At 67.9% G+C, this 15,367-nt stretch carries 15 protein-coding genes; 7 read left to right on the forward strand and 8 right to left on the reverse strand.

Annotation, left to right across the window (positions count from 1 at the left end):
* Positions 1 to 38: 38 nt before the first annotated feature.
* Both EV645_RS43360 and EV645_RS15565 read right to left on the reverse strand, forming a co-directional pair.
* The gene (locus tag EV645_RS43360; RefSeq protein WP_422386627.1) at positions 39 to 146 is read right to left on the reverse strand and encodes an MFS transporter small subunit; all 108 of its coding nucleotides are present in this window, start codon (positions 144 to 146) and stop codon (positions 39 to 41) included.
* A complete protein-coding gene (locus EV645_RS15565) occupies positions 143 to 1,537 on the reverse strand; it encodes an OFA family MFS transporter (RefSeq protein ID WP_130444328.1) in 1,395 nt (464 codons plus the stop codon). Before EV645_RS15565 ends, EV645_RS43360 begins: the two co-directional genes overlap by 4 nt.
* 165 nt (positions 1,538 to 1,702) lie before the next feature.
* Between EV645_RS15565 and EV645_RS15570 the strand changes: the two genes are divergently transcribed.
* Positions 1,703 to 2,329 (forward strand): PH domain-containing protein, encoded by a 627-nt coding sequence (locus EV645_RS15570; RefSeq protein WP_130444330.1) that lies wholly within the window; start codon positions 1,703 to 1,705, stop codon positions 2,327 to 2,329.
* Here EV645_RS15570 and EV645_RS15575 read toward each other — a convergent pair.
* Entirely contained in the window at positions 2,326 to 3,537 is a 1,212-nt protein-coding gene (locus EV645_RS15575; RefSeq protein WP_130444332.1) for a GNAT family N-acetyltransferase, read from the reverse strand. The genes EV645_RS15570 and EV645_RS15575 overlap by 4 nt on opposite strands.
* A gap of 76 nt (positions 3,538 to 3,613) precedes the next feature.
* Between EV645_RS15575 and EV645_RS15580 the strand changes: the two genes are divergently transcribed.
* Positions 3,614 to 4,516, forward strand: coding sequence for a hypothetical protein (locus EV645_RS15580; protein WP_242000439.1), 903 nt, complete (start codon positions 3,614 to 3,616; stop codon positions 4,514 to 4,516).
* Between the two features lie 5 nt (positions 4,517 to 4,521).
* Here the strand turns inward: EV645_RS15580 and EV645_RS15585 are convergent, their stop codons facing one another.
* Both EV645_RS15585 and EV645_RS15590 read right to left on the reverse strand, forming a co-directional pair.
* Positions 4,522 to 5,091, reverse strand: coding sequence for a hypothetical protein (locus tag EV645_RS15585; RefSeq protein WP_130444334.1), 570 nt, complete (start codon positions 5,089 to 5,091; stop codon positions 4,522 to 4,524).
* A 12-nt stretch (positions 5,092 to 5,103) separates the two neighbouring features.
* Positions 5,104 to 5,661, reverse strand: a complete 558-nt coding sequence (locus EV645_RS15590; protein WP_130444336.1) for a GtrA family protein — start codon at positions 5,659 to 5,661, stop codon at positions 5,104 to 5,106.
* Positions 5,662 to 5,815: 154 nt separating this feature from the next.
* Between EV645_RS15590 and EV645_RS15595 the strand changes: the two genes are divergently transcribed.
* The 3 genes from EV645_RS15595 to EV645_RS15605 all read left to right on the forward strand — a co-directional run bounded on the left by EV645_RS15595 (position 5,816) and on the right by EV645_RS15605 (position 8,793).
* Entirely contained in the window at positions 5,816 to 6,988 is a 1,173-nt protein-coding gene (locus EV645_RS15595) for a 5-(carboxyamino)imidazole ribonucleotide synthase (protein WP_130444337.1), read from the forward strand.
* Between the two features lie 23 nt (positions 6,989 to 7,011).
* Entirely contained in the window at positions 7,012 to 7,497 is a 486-nt protein-coding gene (purE, locus tag EV645_RS15600) for a 5-(carboxyamino)imidazole ribonucleotide mutase (protein ID WP_130445413.1), read from the forward strand.
* Positions 7,498 to 7,572: 75 nt separating this feature from the next.
* Positions 7,573 to 8,793, forward strand: coding sequence for an MFS transporter (locus tag EV645_RS15605; protein ID WP_130444339.1), 1,221 nt, complete (start codon positions 7,573 to 7,575; stop codon positions 8,791 to 8,793).
* Here the strand turns inward: EV645_RS15605 and EV645_RS15610 are convergent.
* Positions 8,790 to 10,127: a UDP-glucose dehydrogenase family protein gene (locus tag EV645_RS15610; protein WP_198681646.1), complete on the reverse strand. Its 1,338-nt coding sequence runs from the start codon at positions 10,125 to 10,127 to the stop codon at positions 8,790 to 8,792. The two genes, EV645_RS15605 and EV645_RS15610, sit on opposite strands and share 4 nt — an antisense overlap.
* A gap of 124 nt (positions 10,128 to 10,251) precedes the next feature.
* On the opposite strand from EV645_RS15610, the gene EV645_RS15615 reads away from it, so the two are divergent.
* The gene (locus EV645_RS15615; RefSeq protein ID WP_130444341.1) at positions 10,252 to 11,415 is read left to right on the forward strand and encodes an acyl-CoA dehydrogenase family protein; all 1,164 of its coding nucleotides are present in this window, start codon (positions 10,252 to 10,254) and stop codon (positions 11,413 to 11,415) included.
* A gap of 131 nt (positions 11,416 to 11,546) precedes the next feature.
* Positions 11,547 to 12,116, forward strand: a complete 570-nt coding sequence (locus EV645_RS15620; protein ID WP_130445415.1) for a TetR/AcrR family transcriptional regulator — start codon at positions 11,547 to 11,549, stop codon at positions 12,114 to 12,116.
* 139 nt (positions 12,117 to 12,255) lie between these two features.
* Here the strand turns inward: EV645_RS15620 and EV645_RS15625 are convergent, their stop codons facing one another.
* Both EV645_RS15625 and EV645_RS15630 read right to left on the reverse strand, forming a co-directional pair.
* Positions 12,256 to 13,182 (reverse strand): aldo/keto reductase, encoded by a 927-nt coding sequence (locus tag EV645_RS15625; protein WP_130444343.1) that lies wholly within the window; start codon positions 13,180 to 13,182, stop codon positions 12,256 to 12,258.
* Positions 13,183 to 13,229: 47 nt separating this feature from the next.
* Positions 13,230 to 15,335 carry a catalase gene (locus tag EV645_RS15630; RefSeq protein ID WP_130444345.1) on the reverse strand — a complete coding sequence of 702 codons (2,106 nt, stop codon included), beginning with the start codon at positions 15,333 to 15,335 and terminating at the stop codon, positions 13,230 to 13,232.
* Positions 15,336 to 15,367: the final 32 nt, after the last annotated feature.

Here is a 15,367-nt window from a genome sequence, read left to right on the forward strand (position 1 = left end):
TGCCGCCGCCCGGGTCGTCGTACTTGATCGTTTTCGCTTTACTCGGTAAAGATTTTTGCGGCGGTGATCAGCGTCTCGATCACGCCGTATCCGAGGAGGACGGCGACCAGGAGCCAGGAGATCACCAGGCGTGGGGTCTGGTTCATCGGGTTGCCTCCACCGTCGACTCGGACTTCTCGTGGAACCGCTCGGACACCGATCGGATCATGAGGTTGGCGACGAATCCGACCGCCAGTACGCCGACCATCGTGAACAGCGCCGGCCGGTACGCCGAGGCGGTCAGCGTGCCCGGTTTGCCTTCGTGGTCGAGGAAACCGTTGATGATGAGCGGTCCGGCGATGCCCGCCGCCGACCATGCCGTCAGCAGCCGCCCGTGGATGGCGCCGACCTGGTAGGTGCCGAACAGGTCCCGCAGGTACGCCGGAACCGTCGCGAACCCGCCGCCGTAGAACGAGATGATGACCGCGGCGAGCAGGACGAAGACCACCGTGCTGGTGTGGCCGACGGTCGCGAGCAGGGCGTAGGCGATGATCCCGACGCCGAGGTACATCGCGTAGATCGGCTTGCGGCCGATCAGGTCCGACGTCGTCGACCAGCCGAACCGGCCGGCCATGTTGAAGATCGACAGCAGCCCGACGAACCCGGCCGCAGCCGCGACCGCGACGCTCGACTTGCCGCCATCACCGCGGAAGAAGTCCTGGATCATCGGGCTGGCCTGCTCGAGGATGCCGATCCCCGCGGTCACGTTGCAGAACAGTACGACCCAGAGGAACCAGAACTGCGGCGTCTTGATCGCGTTCGCCGCCGACACGTTCGCGGTGGTGACGAGCGGCTTCTGCTGCACGGCCTTCGGGTCGAATCCGTCCGGCGTCCAGCCCTCGGCGGGGACGCGGATGTTGAAGACGCCGAACATCATGATGATGAAGTAGCCGATTCCCAGCGTGACGAACAGCCCGACCAGCGCGCCGCCGCCGGCAACCGACGTACTGACATTCGGGTCGTAGTTGGAGTCGTACAGGCCGAGCAGTTGGCGCGACAGCGGGCTCGCGACGAGCGCGCCGCCGCCGAAGCCCATGATCGCCAGGCCGGTCGCGAGACCCGGGCGGTCCGGGAACCATTTGATCAGCGTTGACACCGGCGAGATGTAGCCGATCCCGAGACCGATACCGCCGATCACGCCGTATCCCAGGTAGACCAGCCAGAGCTGGCCGGTGCCGATGCCGAGGGCGCCGACGAGGAAGCCCGTGGCCCAGAAACAAGCGGCGACGAACATCGCTTTCCGTGGGCCGTTGCGTTCGACCCAGGTGCCGCCGACCGCGGCGGACAGGCCGAGCATCACGATCGCGATGCTGAACACCACGCCGACCGCGGTCTGACTGCTGTCGAAGTGCTTCACCATCGAGGTCTTGTAGACGCTGGTCGCGTACGCCTGCCCGATGCACAGGTGAACGGCCAGCGCGGCCGGCGGGATCAGCCAGCGGCTGTACCCGGGCGGCGCGATCGTGTGCTCCCGATCGAGTATCGACAAGACTGCCATCACGGCTCCCTCTCGTCCCCCAGTTGATAACCCCTCGCGCATCTTGGCTCACTGTATGCATTTTGTGAAGTGTTAAACCAGTTTGTCGCCCTTTCGGTACCCACCCGCTGCCCCCGTTCGTGTCGACAGGGGACATTCGGACCCGGTAGCTGTGAGACTGGGGGTATGGCGATCTCGGCGAAGTTGTTGGGTGAGGACGAGTACGTCGTCGTCAGCACCCGGACGCACTGGAAGGCGCTGATCGGGCCGGTGCTTCTGCTGCTCGTGGTGGCGGGCGCGGGTGGTTTCCTGGCCGCGATCGTGCCGACCGGGTCGTTGCAGACCCCGGCCCGGATCGGGATCCTCGCCGTCGGCGTGGTGATCCTGGCGGCGTTCGCGCTGAAGCCGTTCCTGAACTGGTTCTTCTCGACGTACACGATCACGAACCGGCGGCTGATCACCCGGCACGGCATCCTCACCCGCACCGGGCGGGACATCCCGCTGATGCGGGTCAACGACGTGTCCTACGAACACGGCCTGATCGACCGCATCCTCGGCTGCGGCACGCTCCACATCGAGTCCGCCGGTGAGCGCGGCCAGGTGGTCCTTCCCGACGTACCGCACGTCGAGCACGTCCACCTGCAGATGTCCGACCTCCTCTTCGGCGGCCCGGAAGGCAAACCCGGCGACGGCATCCTCGAAAACGAAGACCCACCCGAACACATGCGCCGCCGCCCACAACAACAGCCACAACAGCAACCGTCACGGACCGACGACGGCGAAACCCTCTTCAGCTCCGACGACGACCGCTAGAACACCTCGACGCTGACGGGGGCGAGGGGCCAGTGGAAGGCTGCGGTGGTTTGGGTGAGGGTTCCGGGGGTGTGTTCGGTGACGCGGCCGGTGGTGGCGAACTCGGCCAGGGGGCGGCCGCCTAGGTAGATGGCGCCTAGTTCGGTGATCGAGAGGGTCAGGTCGGCTGGGTCGTCGGTGCGTTCGCAGGACACGGAGGACCCGGACGCGGTCAGGCGGAAGCGGCCGGTGTTGGACTCGATCAGGTCGTCCGTGACGTCCAGTACGACGTCGATCGGCACGGTGTACCGGCGTCCTTGCAGGGCTCGCCGTACGTCGGTGATGCGGATCCAGAGGGATTCGCTGACGCGGCGGTCGAGGGCGGTCGGGGTCTGGACGAGTTGCAGGAGCGGCTCGTCGACGGCGCCGTACCCGTAGCCGAGGGTGGCGCTCAGGTCCATCGTCAACAGGTGCTGCCAGAGCACCCGGTACGCCGTGGGCTCCGGGGCGACCAGCTCCTCGACGTGCACCTCGTACGCCGGGCCGGTCGGATTCCAGACCATCTTGCCGCGCCAGATCGCATACCCGTCCACGCTGCCGGTCTCGTCGCGGTGCACCACGATCCGGAGAGCGGTCCGCCCGCCGCGATTGTCCGGCTTGTCCTCCAGGTGCTTCCGCCAGCGCAGCTCCGACCGGTCGGACACCCCGGGCCGGACCTGTTGCAGCCTGTCCAGGATCGGCGGCAGTTCCTTGACCGCGTCGTCCGCGGTCAGCTCACCGAGCTCGCCCGGACGGATCGGTCCGGCCGGCGGACCGACCCGGTGCAGATCGACCTCGTACGCCGTACCCCAGGCGGCCGCGCCGTACCCGAACCGGCCGTAGATCGCCGGCTCGCTGGCCCACAGCACGGCGATCGCCTCCGGCACCTCGCGCAGCTGCCGCCCCATCAACTGGGACAGCACCCCGCGCCGCCGATGCGTCGCCCGCACACCGACCCCGGTCACATGCGCCGCGGGCACCACGGCGCCCGGGACGGACAAGGTCCGTGTCAATGCGAGCGTGGTCCCGATGAACTCCCCGCCGTCGACCGCCACCAGCGTCCGCTCCGGCTCGAACAGCTGCTGCGCGAGATCGTTCGGCTCCACCTCGAACATCATCGCCGCGCTGAACACCGCCCGGACCGCGTCGAACTCCCCGGCCTCGGCCGCACGCACCTCGAAGTCGCTCACGCTCGCATCCTCACACGCGACGCCGACATAACCAATCACCATGCGAGAGCATCTACTGAGCTAAGGGGTGGTGCACATGAGCAAGATGCTCGGAACGACGGCGGCAGTCCTGCTGCTGACAGCAGGACTGATCCCTGGATCGGCGGCAGCAACGCCGGCAGCGGTAGGGGGATGCCCGGTGGCGGTGGGGTCGGTGACGGCCGGTGGCGACCACCGGGAACAGGGTGTCTTCGCGGGTACGCCGCCGACGGCGCCGGCCAGCCGCATCCTGGGGAAGGCCGTGTATCCCGATGGAGCGGTCCGGATCAGCTCGTCGATCTCGCGGGGCGACGACGGGATCAGCATCGCGTTCGTCTCGGGCTACAGCGTCCTGGGGGATGCGCTGTACTTCGCGCAGTACTCGACCGGTGAGGACGGCGTCATCGACGGCGGGATCAAGCGGATCGGCGGCGGCTGGGGGACCTTCGTCGCTCTCGACGAGGCGACGTACTACGACGGGACGCTCCGGTACAACACGTACGGACTCCGCAACGACGGCACGCTGTTCCGGTGGACCGTCGACAAGAGCGGTGTCTGGCGGAACAAGGTGTCCGCACCTGGATTCGCCGCGGTGAAGTCGATGACGCTGATCAGTTCGACCAAGACCTACGACACCTTCCTCGCGAACACCCGCGGGGGTGCGCTGTACACGATCCACATCCCGGCCGGCGCGCCGATGAAGCCGATCGTCAAGCAGGTCCGCAGTTCGACCTGGCAGGGTTTCGAGACGTTGATCGCGCAGCAGTGCGGCCAGTACGGCTCGGTCCTGCTCGGCATCGACCGGGACACCCATGCCGCCTACATGTACGTCGTCGGCCACGCCACCGGCGCGACCACCGTCATCCAGTCCCTGGGCAAGGCGCCCGCCACCTTCACCGACCCGGTCTACTTCCACTTCACCGACGGCAACGCGACCTTCAAACCACCCTTTGGGGAGTGACGGCTTCAGACTGCTTCGACGTCGTCCACCAGCCAGTGGCCGGACACTGACTGCAGGGTGAGTTGCACGCGGGTGCGCTGGATACTCGGTGTCGACGCGCCCTTGGTCGTCGTCGTGGTGTCGACGAACAGGAGGACGTGGGCCGTGGTGGCGGTGGCGTCCTTGACCGCGGCGTCCGTGACCTCGGCCTTGGCGACGGCTTGCTGGGTGAGCTGTTGCGGACGGATCGCGGCCACGGTCTTCGCGAACTCGGCGCCGAACTTCTCCGTCGTGACCTTCTGCGTCGCCGACGCGTAGTCGTCGAGATTGCGGTAGTCATAGCTGAAGAGGACGCCGACATCTGCCCGCGCGGCCGCCAGGACCTCCGTGCGTACTTGCTCGCTGGGCCCGGCCGCGTCGACCTTGCGCTGCAGGTCGTCGGCGCGTTTCAGCTGCGTGTTCGCGTCGGACCGCACGATCGCGACGGCCGCGATCCCCGCGCCGATGGCGCCCACCAGCAACACGGCCAGAACGATGCTGACGACGACAGCCGGCTGCAGCGACCGCTTCGGCCGGGACGGTGGAGAGGAAGTCATCGACGCGCCGGCTCAGCGGACAGCCGGCAGATCTCCGGTCGAATCGTCGAGTGCGGCCGGGGAGTCCGGTGCCGGGGTGTGCTCGGCCTCGTCGAGCTCGATCTCTTCCTTGAACACGAACTTCCGGTACGACCAGAAGCGGAACAGGGTGCCGAGCCCGAGGCCGATGAAGTTCGCGGCGATGTTGTCGGACAGCCAGGTGTGCAGGTCCAGCACGTAGCGCGAGAAGGCCAGACAGCCGGCCGCGATCAGCAGACCGATCCCGTTCAGCACGAAGAACAGCACGTACTCACGGTGCAGACCGCTGCGCTCGCGGTGCCGCCACGTCCAGTAGCGGTTCCCGAAGTACGTCACGACGGTGGCGACCGTGGTCGAGATCAGCTTCGCGGTCAGCGGCTTGTGGTGCAGCATGCCCTCGCCGGAGTCGGCGAGCACCAGCGGGTTGGCGAACACGAGCCAGTTGTAGATCGGCAGGTCGACGACCAGACCGAGCAGACCGACCAGACCGAACTTGGCCACTTCGTGCACCAGGTGCTGGAACTGGCGGTACAGCGTGGTGACGAGCTTCAACGGTCTTCGGAACCTTCTGTGATCACATGCTGACGGGAGGGTCAGCCTCCCACGGTACCCGGCGACCGGTCCGACCCCGAAATCGGCAGAGTAACCCGGGTGTGGCGCGATGGCCGCCGACGGACTCCTGTTGTATGGACATTAGGCTCCGGTTGTGAAGTTCGATCGAGAAGACCTCCCTGTCGGCACGCCGGTCGTCGGCATGGTCGGCGGCGGCCAATTGGCCCGGATGACGCAGGAAACCGCCGTCGCGCTCGGCATCCAGCTCCGCGTGCTCGCCGAAGGCCCCACCGTGTCGGCCGCGCAGGCGGTCGCTGACGCGCCGGTCGGCGACTACAAGGACCTCGAGACGGTACGGCGCTTCGCCGCGGAGTGTGACGTGGTCACGTTCGACCACGAGCACGTGCCGACCGAGATCCTGCACACACTCGAGGCGGACGGCCTGAAGGTCCACCCGGGGCCGGATGCGCTCGTGCACGCCCAGGACAAGGCCGTGATGCGCGCCCGGCTCGACACTTTCGATGCCCCCGCGCCGGCCCATCAGGTCGTGCAGACGCCGGCTGAGGTCGAGGACTTCGCCAAGCGGGTCGGCGGGTTCCCGATCATCCTCAAGACCACCCGCGGCGGGTACGACGGCAAGGGCGTCTGGTTCGTCGACGGGCCGGACGACGAGGACGTCGCCACCGCCTTCGCCAGCGGCGTACCGATCCTGGCCGAGGAGAAGGTGGACTTCGTCCGGGAGCTGTCCGCGATCGTGGCGCGCTCGCCGCACGGGCAAGCCGTCGCGTACCCGATCGTCGAGTCGGTGCAGAAGGACGGCATCTGCGTCGAGGTCACCGCACCCGCGCCCGGCCTGGCGCCGGAGAGGGCCGCACAGGCCCAGCAGACCGCGCTGCGGATCGCCGGTGAGCTCGGCGTCGTCGGTGTGCTCGCGGTGGAGATGTTCGAGGCGCGCGACGGGCGGCTGCTGGTCAACGAGCTGGCGATGCGCCCGCACAACACCGGGCACTGGTCGATCGACGGCGCGGTCACGTCGCAGTTTGAGAACCACCTACGCGCAGTACTCGACCTGCCGCTCGGCTCGCCGGCCGCGCGAGCGCCGTACACCGTGATGGTCAACGTGCTCGGCGGCGACGTCGAGGACATGCACCGCGGGCTGCTGCACTGCATGGCCCGCGACCCGGGGCTGAAGGTCCACTTCTACGGGAAGTCGGTGAAGCCGGGCCGCAAGATCGGCCACGTCACGGCGTACGGCGACGACCTCGAGGAGACACGTGAGCGCGCGCGGCATGCCGCTGCGTACCTGACCGGCACCATCGACGAATAGGACAGACAGTGATCGGCATTGTGATGGGGTCGGACAGCGACTGGCCGACGATGAAAGCGGCGGCCGAGGTGTGCGTGGAGTTCGACGTGCCCTTTGAGGCAGACGTCGTGTCCGCGCACCGGATGCCGACCGAGATGATCGACTACGGACGGTCAGCCCACGAGCGAGGGCTCAAGGTGCTGATCGCAGGTGCGGGCGGCGCCGCGCACCTGCCCGGCATGCTCGCGTCGGTGACACCGTTGCCGGTCATCGGCGTACCGGTTCCGCTGAAATACCTCGACGGAATGGACTCTCTGCTGTCGATCGTGCAGATGCCGGCCGGAGTCCCGGTTGCAACGGTGTCAATCGGGAACGCTCGCAATGCGGGGCTGCTCGCGGTTCGGATCCTGGCCGCGGCGGACGAGAAGTTGCGGGACAAGATGCTGGCGTTCCAGGAATCGCTGGCGGAAGTGGCACGGGGGAAGGGCGCCACGGTGCGTGACGGGGCGGCAGAGTTGCGTAAAGGCTGAGGCAGTCGCTGGTTTCCACAGGATGGGGGCGGGTAGTCGTGAGATCCCATTGGTTGTCGTCTAAGGTCGTCGATCGTGACTCCGCCCACTGATTCGGACACACAGCGCATACCGGTCCGTTATTGGATCTGGTTGTTCGGCGCTGCCGTGTCTCTGCTCGGCGACCTGACGATGACGTTTGCCATCGGATGGTCGGCCAGCCAGCACGGCGGCCGTGTCGCCGGTCTCATCCTGCTCCTGGCCGCCGCCCCGCGCGCCGCACTCCTCCTGATCGGCGGCGCGATCGGAGACCGGTACGGCGCACCCCGCGTGCTGCTCGTCAGCTGCATCGCGATGTTCCTGGTCACGCTGGCCCTCGTACCCGCCACCCTCGCCTTCGACGAACCGATCTGGCTGCTGGTCGTCCTCGCCCTCGTGGTCGGAGTCATCGACGCGTTCTTCCTCCCGTCCTCCCGCGCCATGCCCCGCCTCCTCGTCCCCCCGGAACAGGTCCCCCGAGCCCTGGCCAGCTTCCAGGTAACCGGCGTCATCTTCGCCGTCAGCGGCACCGCGGTCGGCGGCGTCCTGGTGAGCTGGGCGGGCCTGACCGCAGCAGGCGGATTCGACGCCCTGACGTTCGGCGTCATGATCATCGTGCTGATTCTGCTGCGGAAGACGATCGCGCCTCCCGGCAGAATGCCGTCGGGCATGCTGCGCTCGATCGCAGCCGGTATTCAGGTCGCCTTCGGACGGCCGCTGACGCGGGCATTGCTCCTGACGATGACCGTCGCGGCCGGTCTGCTGATGCCGCTCGACGCGTTGCTGTTTCCGCTGCTGGCCCGCTCCCATGGATGGAACGCCGCAACTGCCGGTCTGCTGGTTGCGAGCCGGAGCCTCGGAGTGGGAGTGATTGCCCTGCGCATCCTCATGCGGGGGGCATTTCCCCGTCCCGGCATCTTCGCCGCGCTCGGTCTACTCGTGGCGGCGGCCGGGTTGTTCGGGCTCTCGGTGTTCGATCCGCTGCCGCTTGCCTTTGCCGCCGGGATGCTGAGCGGGATCGGGGTCGGCACGTTCACGGGTCACGTGCTGCCGTTGCTGATGAACTCGGTGGAGCGCGAGTTCCAGTCCCGGCTGCAGTCCATCGTCGTACTCGCCCAGAGTCTCGCGCTGGTGATCATGAACCCGGTGCTCGGCGCTCTCGCCGACCTGGACGGGGTGGGCATCACCGGTGTGTGCCTCGGGATCTCGGTGGCCGCGGCACTCACCGGTTGCGTCGTGCTGACGCGCCCCGTCCTGCGGGCTGCAACCGTCGTCTAGGGCTTCCCGGGCGCTCGGTAGGTCCAGCCGGCGGCGCGCCAGGCTTCGGCGTTCAGGTTCAGGCGGGCGTCGATGACGACCGGGTGGGTAACGAGCCCCCGCAGTGCGGCCGGGTCGAGTTCGCGGAACTCGGGCCACTCGGTGAGGTGCAGTACGGCGTGGGCGTCGCGGCAGGCCTCGACGGCGGTCGGGGCGTAGCGCAGCGTCGGGCGGACGCGGCGGGCGTTCTCCATCGCCTCCGGGTCGTAGACGGTCACGTTCGCGCCGTGCAGCTGGATCCGGCCGGCCACGTCGAGCGCGGGCGAGTCGCGGACGTCGTCCGTCCCGGCCTTGAACGCGGCGCCGAGGACGGTGACGTTCTTGCCGACCCATTCGCCGCGGAGCATCTCGTGGGTCAGGTCCACGATCCCGGCGCGGCGGTGCTGGTTGATGTCGTCGACCTCACGCAGGAACGTGATGACCTCTTCGACGCCGAGTTCGCCGGCGCGGTGCATGAACGCGCGCAGGTCCTTCGGCAGGCAGCCCCCGCCGTACCCCGGGCCGGCGTTCAGCATGCCGCGGCCGATCCGCTTGTCGTACCCGAGCGCGTCGGCCAGCAGCGTCACGTCGGCGCCGGTCGCGTCGGCCATCTCGGCGAGCGCGTTGATGAACGAGATCTTCGTGGCCAGGAAGGCGTTCGCGCCGCCCTTCACCAGCTCCGCGGTCGGGAGGTTGCACACGACAACCGGCGTACCCTCGCCGATCGGGGTGGCGAACACCTCGCGCAGGCGGGTCTCGGCAGCGGCGGACTGTACGCCGAACACCAGCCGGTCCGGGTGCAGCGTGTCGTCGACGCCGTGCGCCTCGCGGAGGAACTCGGGCTGCCAGGCGATCTCGACGCCGGCGCCGGCCGGAGCCTCGGCGTGGAAGCGGGCCTCGACGATCTTCGACGTACCGACCGGGACCGTGGAGCGGCCGACGACCAGGGTCGGCTTGGTCAGCAGCGGGGCGAGCATGGTGACGACCGAGTGCACCTGGGCCAGGTCGGCCGCCTCGCTGCCCTCGAGCTGCGGCGTGCCGACGCAGATGAAGTAGACGTCCGCCCAGTCGCCGATCTCGCGGTAATCCTTGGTGAACCGCAGCCGGCCGGAGTCGACGTGCTTCTTCAGCAGCGGGTCCAGCCCGGGTTCGTACAGCGGGGCCTTGCCGTCGTTCAGCAGCTTCAGCCGGTGCTCGTCGATCTCGACCCCGATGACGTCGAAACCGAACTCGGCCATCCCGGCGGCGGTGTTCGCGCCGAGGTAGTTCGTGCCGATGACGGCGATCCGCAGGGGGCGGGAGGTCGCTTCACTCATGTCGGGGACTCTACCCATCGTGGTTATCAGACGGTGACCGGCTCATGTCTGTGGAGTGCGCTCTTGCTCACTTTCGGGGTACGACGCCCTGCTCGGGCGGGTTGTTCGTCGTACTGTGTGACTCGTGAGTAACTCATTCGAGCTGTACGCGCTGTCGGAGGAGCACCAGGCGATCCGGGAAGCCGTCCGGGACGTCTGCGACGCCAAGGTCGCCCCGCACGCCGGGGACGTGGATGAGCTGGCCGAGTTCCCGAAGGCGTCGTACGACGCGCTGAAGGCCTCGGACTTCCACGCGCCGCACATCCCGGAACAGTACGGCGGCGCCGGCGCGGACGCGCTCGCGACGGTGATCGTGATCGAGGAGGTCGCCCGCGCCTGCGCGTCGACCTCGCTGATCCCGGCCGTGAACAAGCTCGGCTCGCTGCCGCTGCTGCTGTCCGCCTCGGACGAGGTCAAGCAGCGCTACCTGCCGCCCGTTGCGGCGGGTGACGCGATGTTCTCGTACTGCCTGTCGGAGCCCGAGGCGGGATCGGACGCGGCCTCGATGAAGACCAAGGCCGTGCTCGACGGGGACTCGTACGTGCTGAACGGCGTGAAGCGGTGGATCACGAACGCCGGGGTGTCGGACTACTACACGGTGTTCGCGGTGACGGATCCTGACGCGCGGTCGCGGGGGATCTCGGCGTTCGTGGTCGAGAAGTCTGATGAGGGTGTTTCCTTCGGTGCGCCGGAGAAGAAGCTCGGCATCAAGGGCTCGCCGACGCGCGAGGTGTACTTCGACAACGTGCGGATCCCTTCCTCGCGTCTGATCGGTTCGGAAGGCACCGGGTTCTCGACCGCGATGGCGACGCTGGACCACACGCGGGTGACGATCGCCGCGCAGGCGCTCGGGATCGCTCAAGGTGCTTTGGACTACGCGCTCGGGTACGTCAAGGAGCGCAAGCAGTTCGGCAAGGCGATCGCTGAGTTCCAGGGCCTGCAGTTCATGCTCGCCGACATGGGCATGAAGATCGAGGCGGCCCGACAGCTCACGTACGCCGCAGCCGCGCGCTCGGAGCGCGGCGACGCCGACCTCACGTACTTCGGCGCCGCGGCCAAGTGCTTCGCGTCCGACGTGGCGATGGCGGTAACCACCGACGCCGTACAACTCCTCGGCGGCTACGGCTACACCCACGACTACCCGGTAGAACGCATGATGCGCGACGCCAAGATCACCCAGATCTACGAAGGCACCAACCAGGTCCAGCGCATCGTCATGGCGAGGCAGCTGTTGAAGGGCCTCGGCTAAAGATCCATCTCACGCGTGCCGCCCACCGGCCACGGCGACCTGCGAACTGATCAACGACATCGCCCGGCCACCCCCTGCCGGTCGACTTATTGACTTCAGGGTACACAAGTCTCTATCGTGGCGGTGTGGCGATGGGTAGACCGATGAAGTTCGAGGCCGAGGCCGTCGTCGACAAGGCGGTGGAGGTGTTCTGGCGGCAGGGGTTCGCGGCGACCACCCCGCAGAACCTCGTCGACGAACTCGGCATCGGCAAAGGCAGCCTCTACAACACGTTCAAGAGCAAGCACCACCTGTTCGAGCTCTCGCTGCGCCGCTACAGCGCGAAGCGCGTCGCCGCGCTGACCGAGGGGCTCGAGGGTCCGGGCCCGGTGCTGCCAAGACTGCGCGAGGCGATGCGGACGCTGGCAGGCATCGGCGATCATCGGTTCGGCTGCCTGATCGTGAACTCCGTCGCCGAGCTCGGCAGCGCCGACGAGGGCGTCGCCGCGGTTGCCAAGGAGTTGTTCGGCCAGATCGAGGACGCGTTCCGGTCCGCGATCGAACGCGGGCAGGCCGACGGGGAGATCACCTCCCGCCGCCCAGCCGGCGTTTCGGCCGGTTCGTTGCTGGCCGCGGTGATCGGCAGCAGCGTCCTGGCCAAGACCGGCAGTGATCCGGCCGACCTGAACCGAGCCCTCGACGCCGCCCTCCAAGCCGTCTGAACAGCAACCGTTCCAGCACAACTCAACGAAATCGGGAGATCGGCCGTGTCGGTCAGCATCACGGGGCCAGTTGCCAACAGCAACGAATCGCCGGAAGGCCCTGGACCGCAGCTGAGTCGCGGCGTACGGCTGCTGCTCGCTACGGGAGGGTGTGGCCCGCGGCGGTGAAGAGGTGGTACCACTCTTCGCGGGTGAGGCGGATTGCTGCGCCGGTGGCGGAGTCTTGGACTCTGCGCGGGTTGGTCGTGCCGATGACGATCTGCATGTTCGCGGGGTGGCGGGCGATCCAGGCGATCGCGATCGCGTCCGGAGTCACGTTGTATGCGGCCGCTAGTTCGTCCAGGGCCTCGTTCAGCGGGCCGTAGTTTTCGCGGTCGCCGATGAAGACGCCTCCGGGTGGGGGCTTCTGCACGGAGCCCCAGGTCTGGATCGTCATGTTGTTGAGGCGGCTGTAGTCGAGGATGCCGAGGTCGCGGTCAGCGGACTGGTCGAGGCCCATGATGTTGGCGGCCAGGCCCTGCGCGACCAGGGCGGCGTTCGCGATGCTGAACTGCAGCTGGTTGGCGACCAGCGGCTGACGTACGGACCGGGCGAGCAGCTCGATCTGGCCGGGAGTGTGGTTCGAGACGCCGAACGCCGCGACCTTGCCGGCCGAGTGCAGCTCGTCGAAGGCCTCGGCGACCTCGTCGGGCTCCATCAGGGTGTCCGGGCGGTGCAGCAGCAGAATGTCCAGGTGGTCGGTCCGGAGCGCGGTCAGCGACTGCTCGACGCTCGAGATGATGTGCTCACGGGAGAAGTCGAAGTACCCGGAGCGGATGCCGACCTTGGACTGGATCGTGACCTGGTCGCGCTCGGATTCGGGCACGGCCTGCGCGTCGCCGTACCGCTGCTCGCAGCCGTGTGAGCCGCCGTAGATGTCGGCGTGGTCGAACATCGTCACGCCGGCGTCGCGCGCCGTCCCGACCAGCTCGCGGATCTCAGCGTCGCTGAGGTTCTTGATCCGCATCAGCCCCAGCACGACCCGCGACACGGTCACCCCGGCTCTGGTCAACTCAACCGTCTCCATGACAGTTGGTTCTATCACCACCGGGCCCTCAAGGGTCGAACGTGCGGCTATCTGCTCGTCGGCCCGGAGCGGTCCCAGGCTCGGTGGAGGCCGACGGCGGCGACGAGCTCGGTGGTGTAGGGCTTGGCGATGGTGTCGCCGAGGACGATGCCGGGTGCGGTGGTGTCGATGCCGGCTGCCGTGAGTACGTCGACGCCGTCGCCCCAGGCGGCGATCACCTTGCAGTGCCGGAACAGTTCGCCGAGCAGAACGGTCAGCCTGGGGTCCGTCAGCGTCGGGTTGCCAGCGGCAACGACCACGGCGTCGTACTCGATCGATCGCGTGGTGAGGAACGTGCGCTCGACAGGCTGGCTCGAACGGCCGCGTTTGATCGTGCCGCCGGACGGCGCGACCAGCCGCAGTACGGCGCCCTTGGCCTCGACAGCGCGACGCAGCTTGGTGATGCCGGCGAGGTCGGCGCCGTCGTCCGCGATCACTCCGATCACCCGGCCGGCGATCGGGCCGGGTGTCTCGACAATCTGGGACAGCGCGGGCGAAGGCACCGGGTCGGTTGCCGGAGTGCCGCTCGGCGCGGGCAGTCCGAGTCCCGCCGCAACCGCCGTACACAGATCCGTGGCGACGTTTGCGAGTACGCCGAGCATCCGTTCGCGGATCGGCTGTTCGTAGCACTTGCTGAGCTCGAAGGTGAAGGCTTCGACGATGTGGGCGCGTTCGATCGCGGTCATGCTCGCCCAGAACAGCGCGGCTTGGGAGAAGTGGTCGGCGAACGACGCCGGGTTCGCCCGTACCTTCGGACCGCTGACCTCACGCGGGACGTGGACGAAAGCGCCCTCGTCGACCTCGGCGGGCACCGGCTCGCCTTCCTGACCGAGGCTGTTGGGCAGGTACGGCGCCACCCCGCGGTGTACTGCGGTCTGGTGCATGCCGTCGCGGAGGTTGTCGTTGACCGCGGCGTGCGGGCAGTTGATCGGCAACTGGGTGAAGTTCGGACCGCCCAGACGGGTCAGCTGCGTGTCCAGGTAGGAGAACAGCCGGGCCTGCATCAGCGGATCGTCGGTGACCTCGATCCCGGACACCAGATTGCCGGTGTGGAACGCGACCTGCTCGGTCTCGGCGAAGTAGTTCGTCGGGTTGCGGTCCAGAGTGAGCTTGCCGACCAGCTGGACCTCGCAGAGCTCCTCGGGAACGATTTTGGTCGGATCCAGCAGATCGATGCCCTCGAAGGTCTGGTCGTCGGAGTCGGGCATGATCTGCAGGCCCAGCTCGAACTCCAGCGGTGCGCCGGCGTCGATGCCGTCGGCAAGATCCCGCCGATGGAAGTCGGGATCGGTGCCGGCTGCGAGCTGGGCCTCTTCCCAGACCAGCGAGTGGACACCGGCGACCGGCTTCCAGTGGAACTTGACCAGGCACGTCTCGTTCTCGGCGTTCACCAGCCGGAACGTGTGGACGCCGAAACCTTCCATTGTCCGGTAGGAGCGCGGGATGCCGCGGTCGGACATCGCCCACAGCACGTGGTGGGTCGCCTCGGTGTGCAGCGAGACGAAGTCCCAGAAGGTGTCGTGGGCGGTCTGCGCCTGCGGGATCTCGCGGTCCGGATGCGGTTTGCCCGCGTGGATGATGTCGGGGAACTTGATCCCGTCCTGGATGAAGAAGACCGGCATGTTGTTGCCGACGAGGTCGAAGTTCCCCTCGTCGGTGTAGAACTTCGTCGCGAACCCGCGGACGTCGCGGACGGTGTCGGCCGAGCCGCGGGAGCCGAGCACGGTCGAGAACCGGACGAACACCGGCGTCTCCCGGCCACGCTGCAGGAATCCGGCCCTGGTGACAGAGCCGGCATTCCCGTACGCCGTGAACGTGCCGTGAGCGGCCGCGCCGCGTGCGTGCACCACCCGCTCCGGGATCCGCTCGTGGTCGAAGTGCGTGATCTTCTCGCGCAGATGGAAGTCGTCCATCAGGCTCGGCCCGCGCGGTCCGGCCTTCAGCGAATGATCGGTGTCCGGGAGTCGCACGCCCTGCGCGGTGGTGAGCAGCGAACTGGTCTGGAGTCTGCCCTCCGCCGCGCCGACCGGACGCTCCTCCGGCTGCCGTGCGGGTGCTGCCGGCGCTGCGCTCGATCGGCGCGGTGCGCGGGAAGCTTTGCGTTTCGGGGGCATGAGACTCCTCAAGAATGATGCGGTCCACCCCC

The sequence above is a fragment of the Kribbella rubisoli genome (assembly GCF_004217145.1).
GTDB classification, from domain to species: domain Bacteria; phylum Actinomycetota; class Actinomycetes; order Propionibacteriales; family Kribbellaceae; genus Kribbella; species Kribbella rubisoli.

Bases quoted from the DNA above. Each gene is read 5' to 3' on its own strand.
- EV645_RS43360 (WP_422386627.1), bottom strand. From the start codon at position 146: ATGAACCAGACCCCACGCCTGGTGATCTCCTGGCTCCTGGTCGCCGTC.
- EV645_RS15565 (WP_130444328.1), bottom strand. From the start codon at position 1,537: ATGGCAGTCTTGTCGATACTCGATCGGGAGCACACGATCGCGCCGCCC.
- EV645_RS15570 (WP_130444330.1), top strand. From the start codon at position 1,703: ATGGCGATCTCGGCGAAGTTGTTGGGTGAGGACGAGTACGTCGTCGTC.
- EV645_RS15580 (WP_242000439.1), top strand. From the start codon at position 3,614: ATGAGCAAGATGCTCGGAACGACGGCGGCAGTCCTGCTGCTGACAGCA.
- EV645_RS15585 (WP_130444334.1), bottom strand. From the start codon at position 5,091: ATGACTTCCTCTCCACCGTCCCGGCCGAAGCGGTCGCTGCAGCCGGCT.
- purE (WP_130445413.1), top strand. From the start codon at position 7,012: ATGGGGTCGGACAGCGACTGGCCGACGATGAAAGCGGCGGCCGAGGTG.
- EV645_RS15610 (WP_198681646.1), bottom strand. From the start codon at position 10,127: ATGAGTGAAGCGACCTCCCGCCCCCTGCGGATCGCCGTCATCGGCACG.
- EV645_RS15620 (WP_130445415.1), top strand. From the start codon at position 11,547: ATGGGTAGACCGATGAAGTTCGAGGCCGAGGCCGTCGTCGACAAGGCG.
- EV645_RS15625 (WP_130444343.1), bottom strand. From the start codon at position 13,182: ATGGAGACGGTTGAGTTGACCAGAGCCGGGGTGACCGTGTCGCGGGTC.
- EV645_RS15630 (WP_130444345.1), bottom strand. From the start codon at position 15,335: ATGCCCCCGAAACGCAAAGCTTCCCGCGCACCGCGCCGATCGAGCGCA.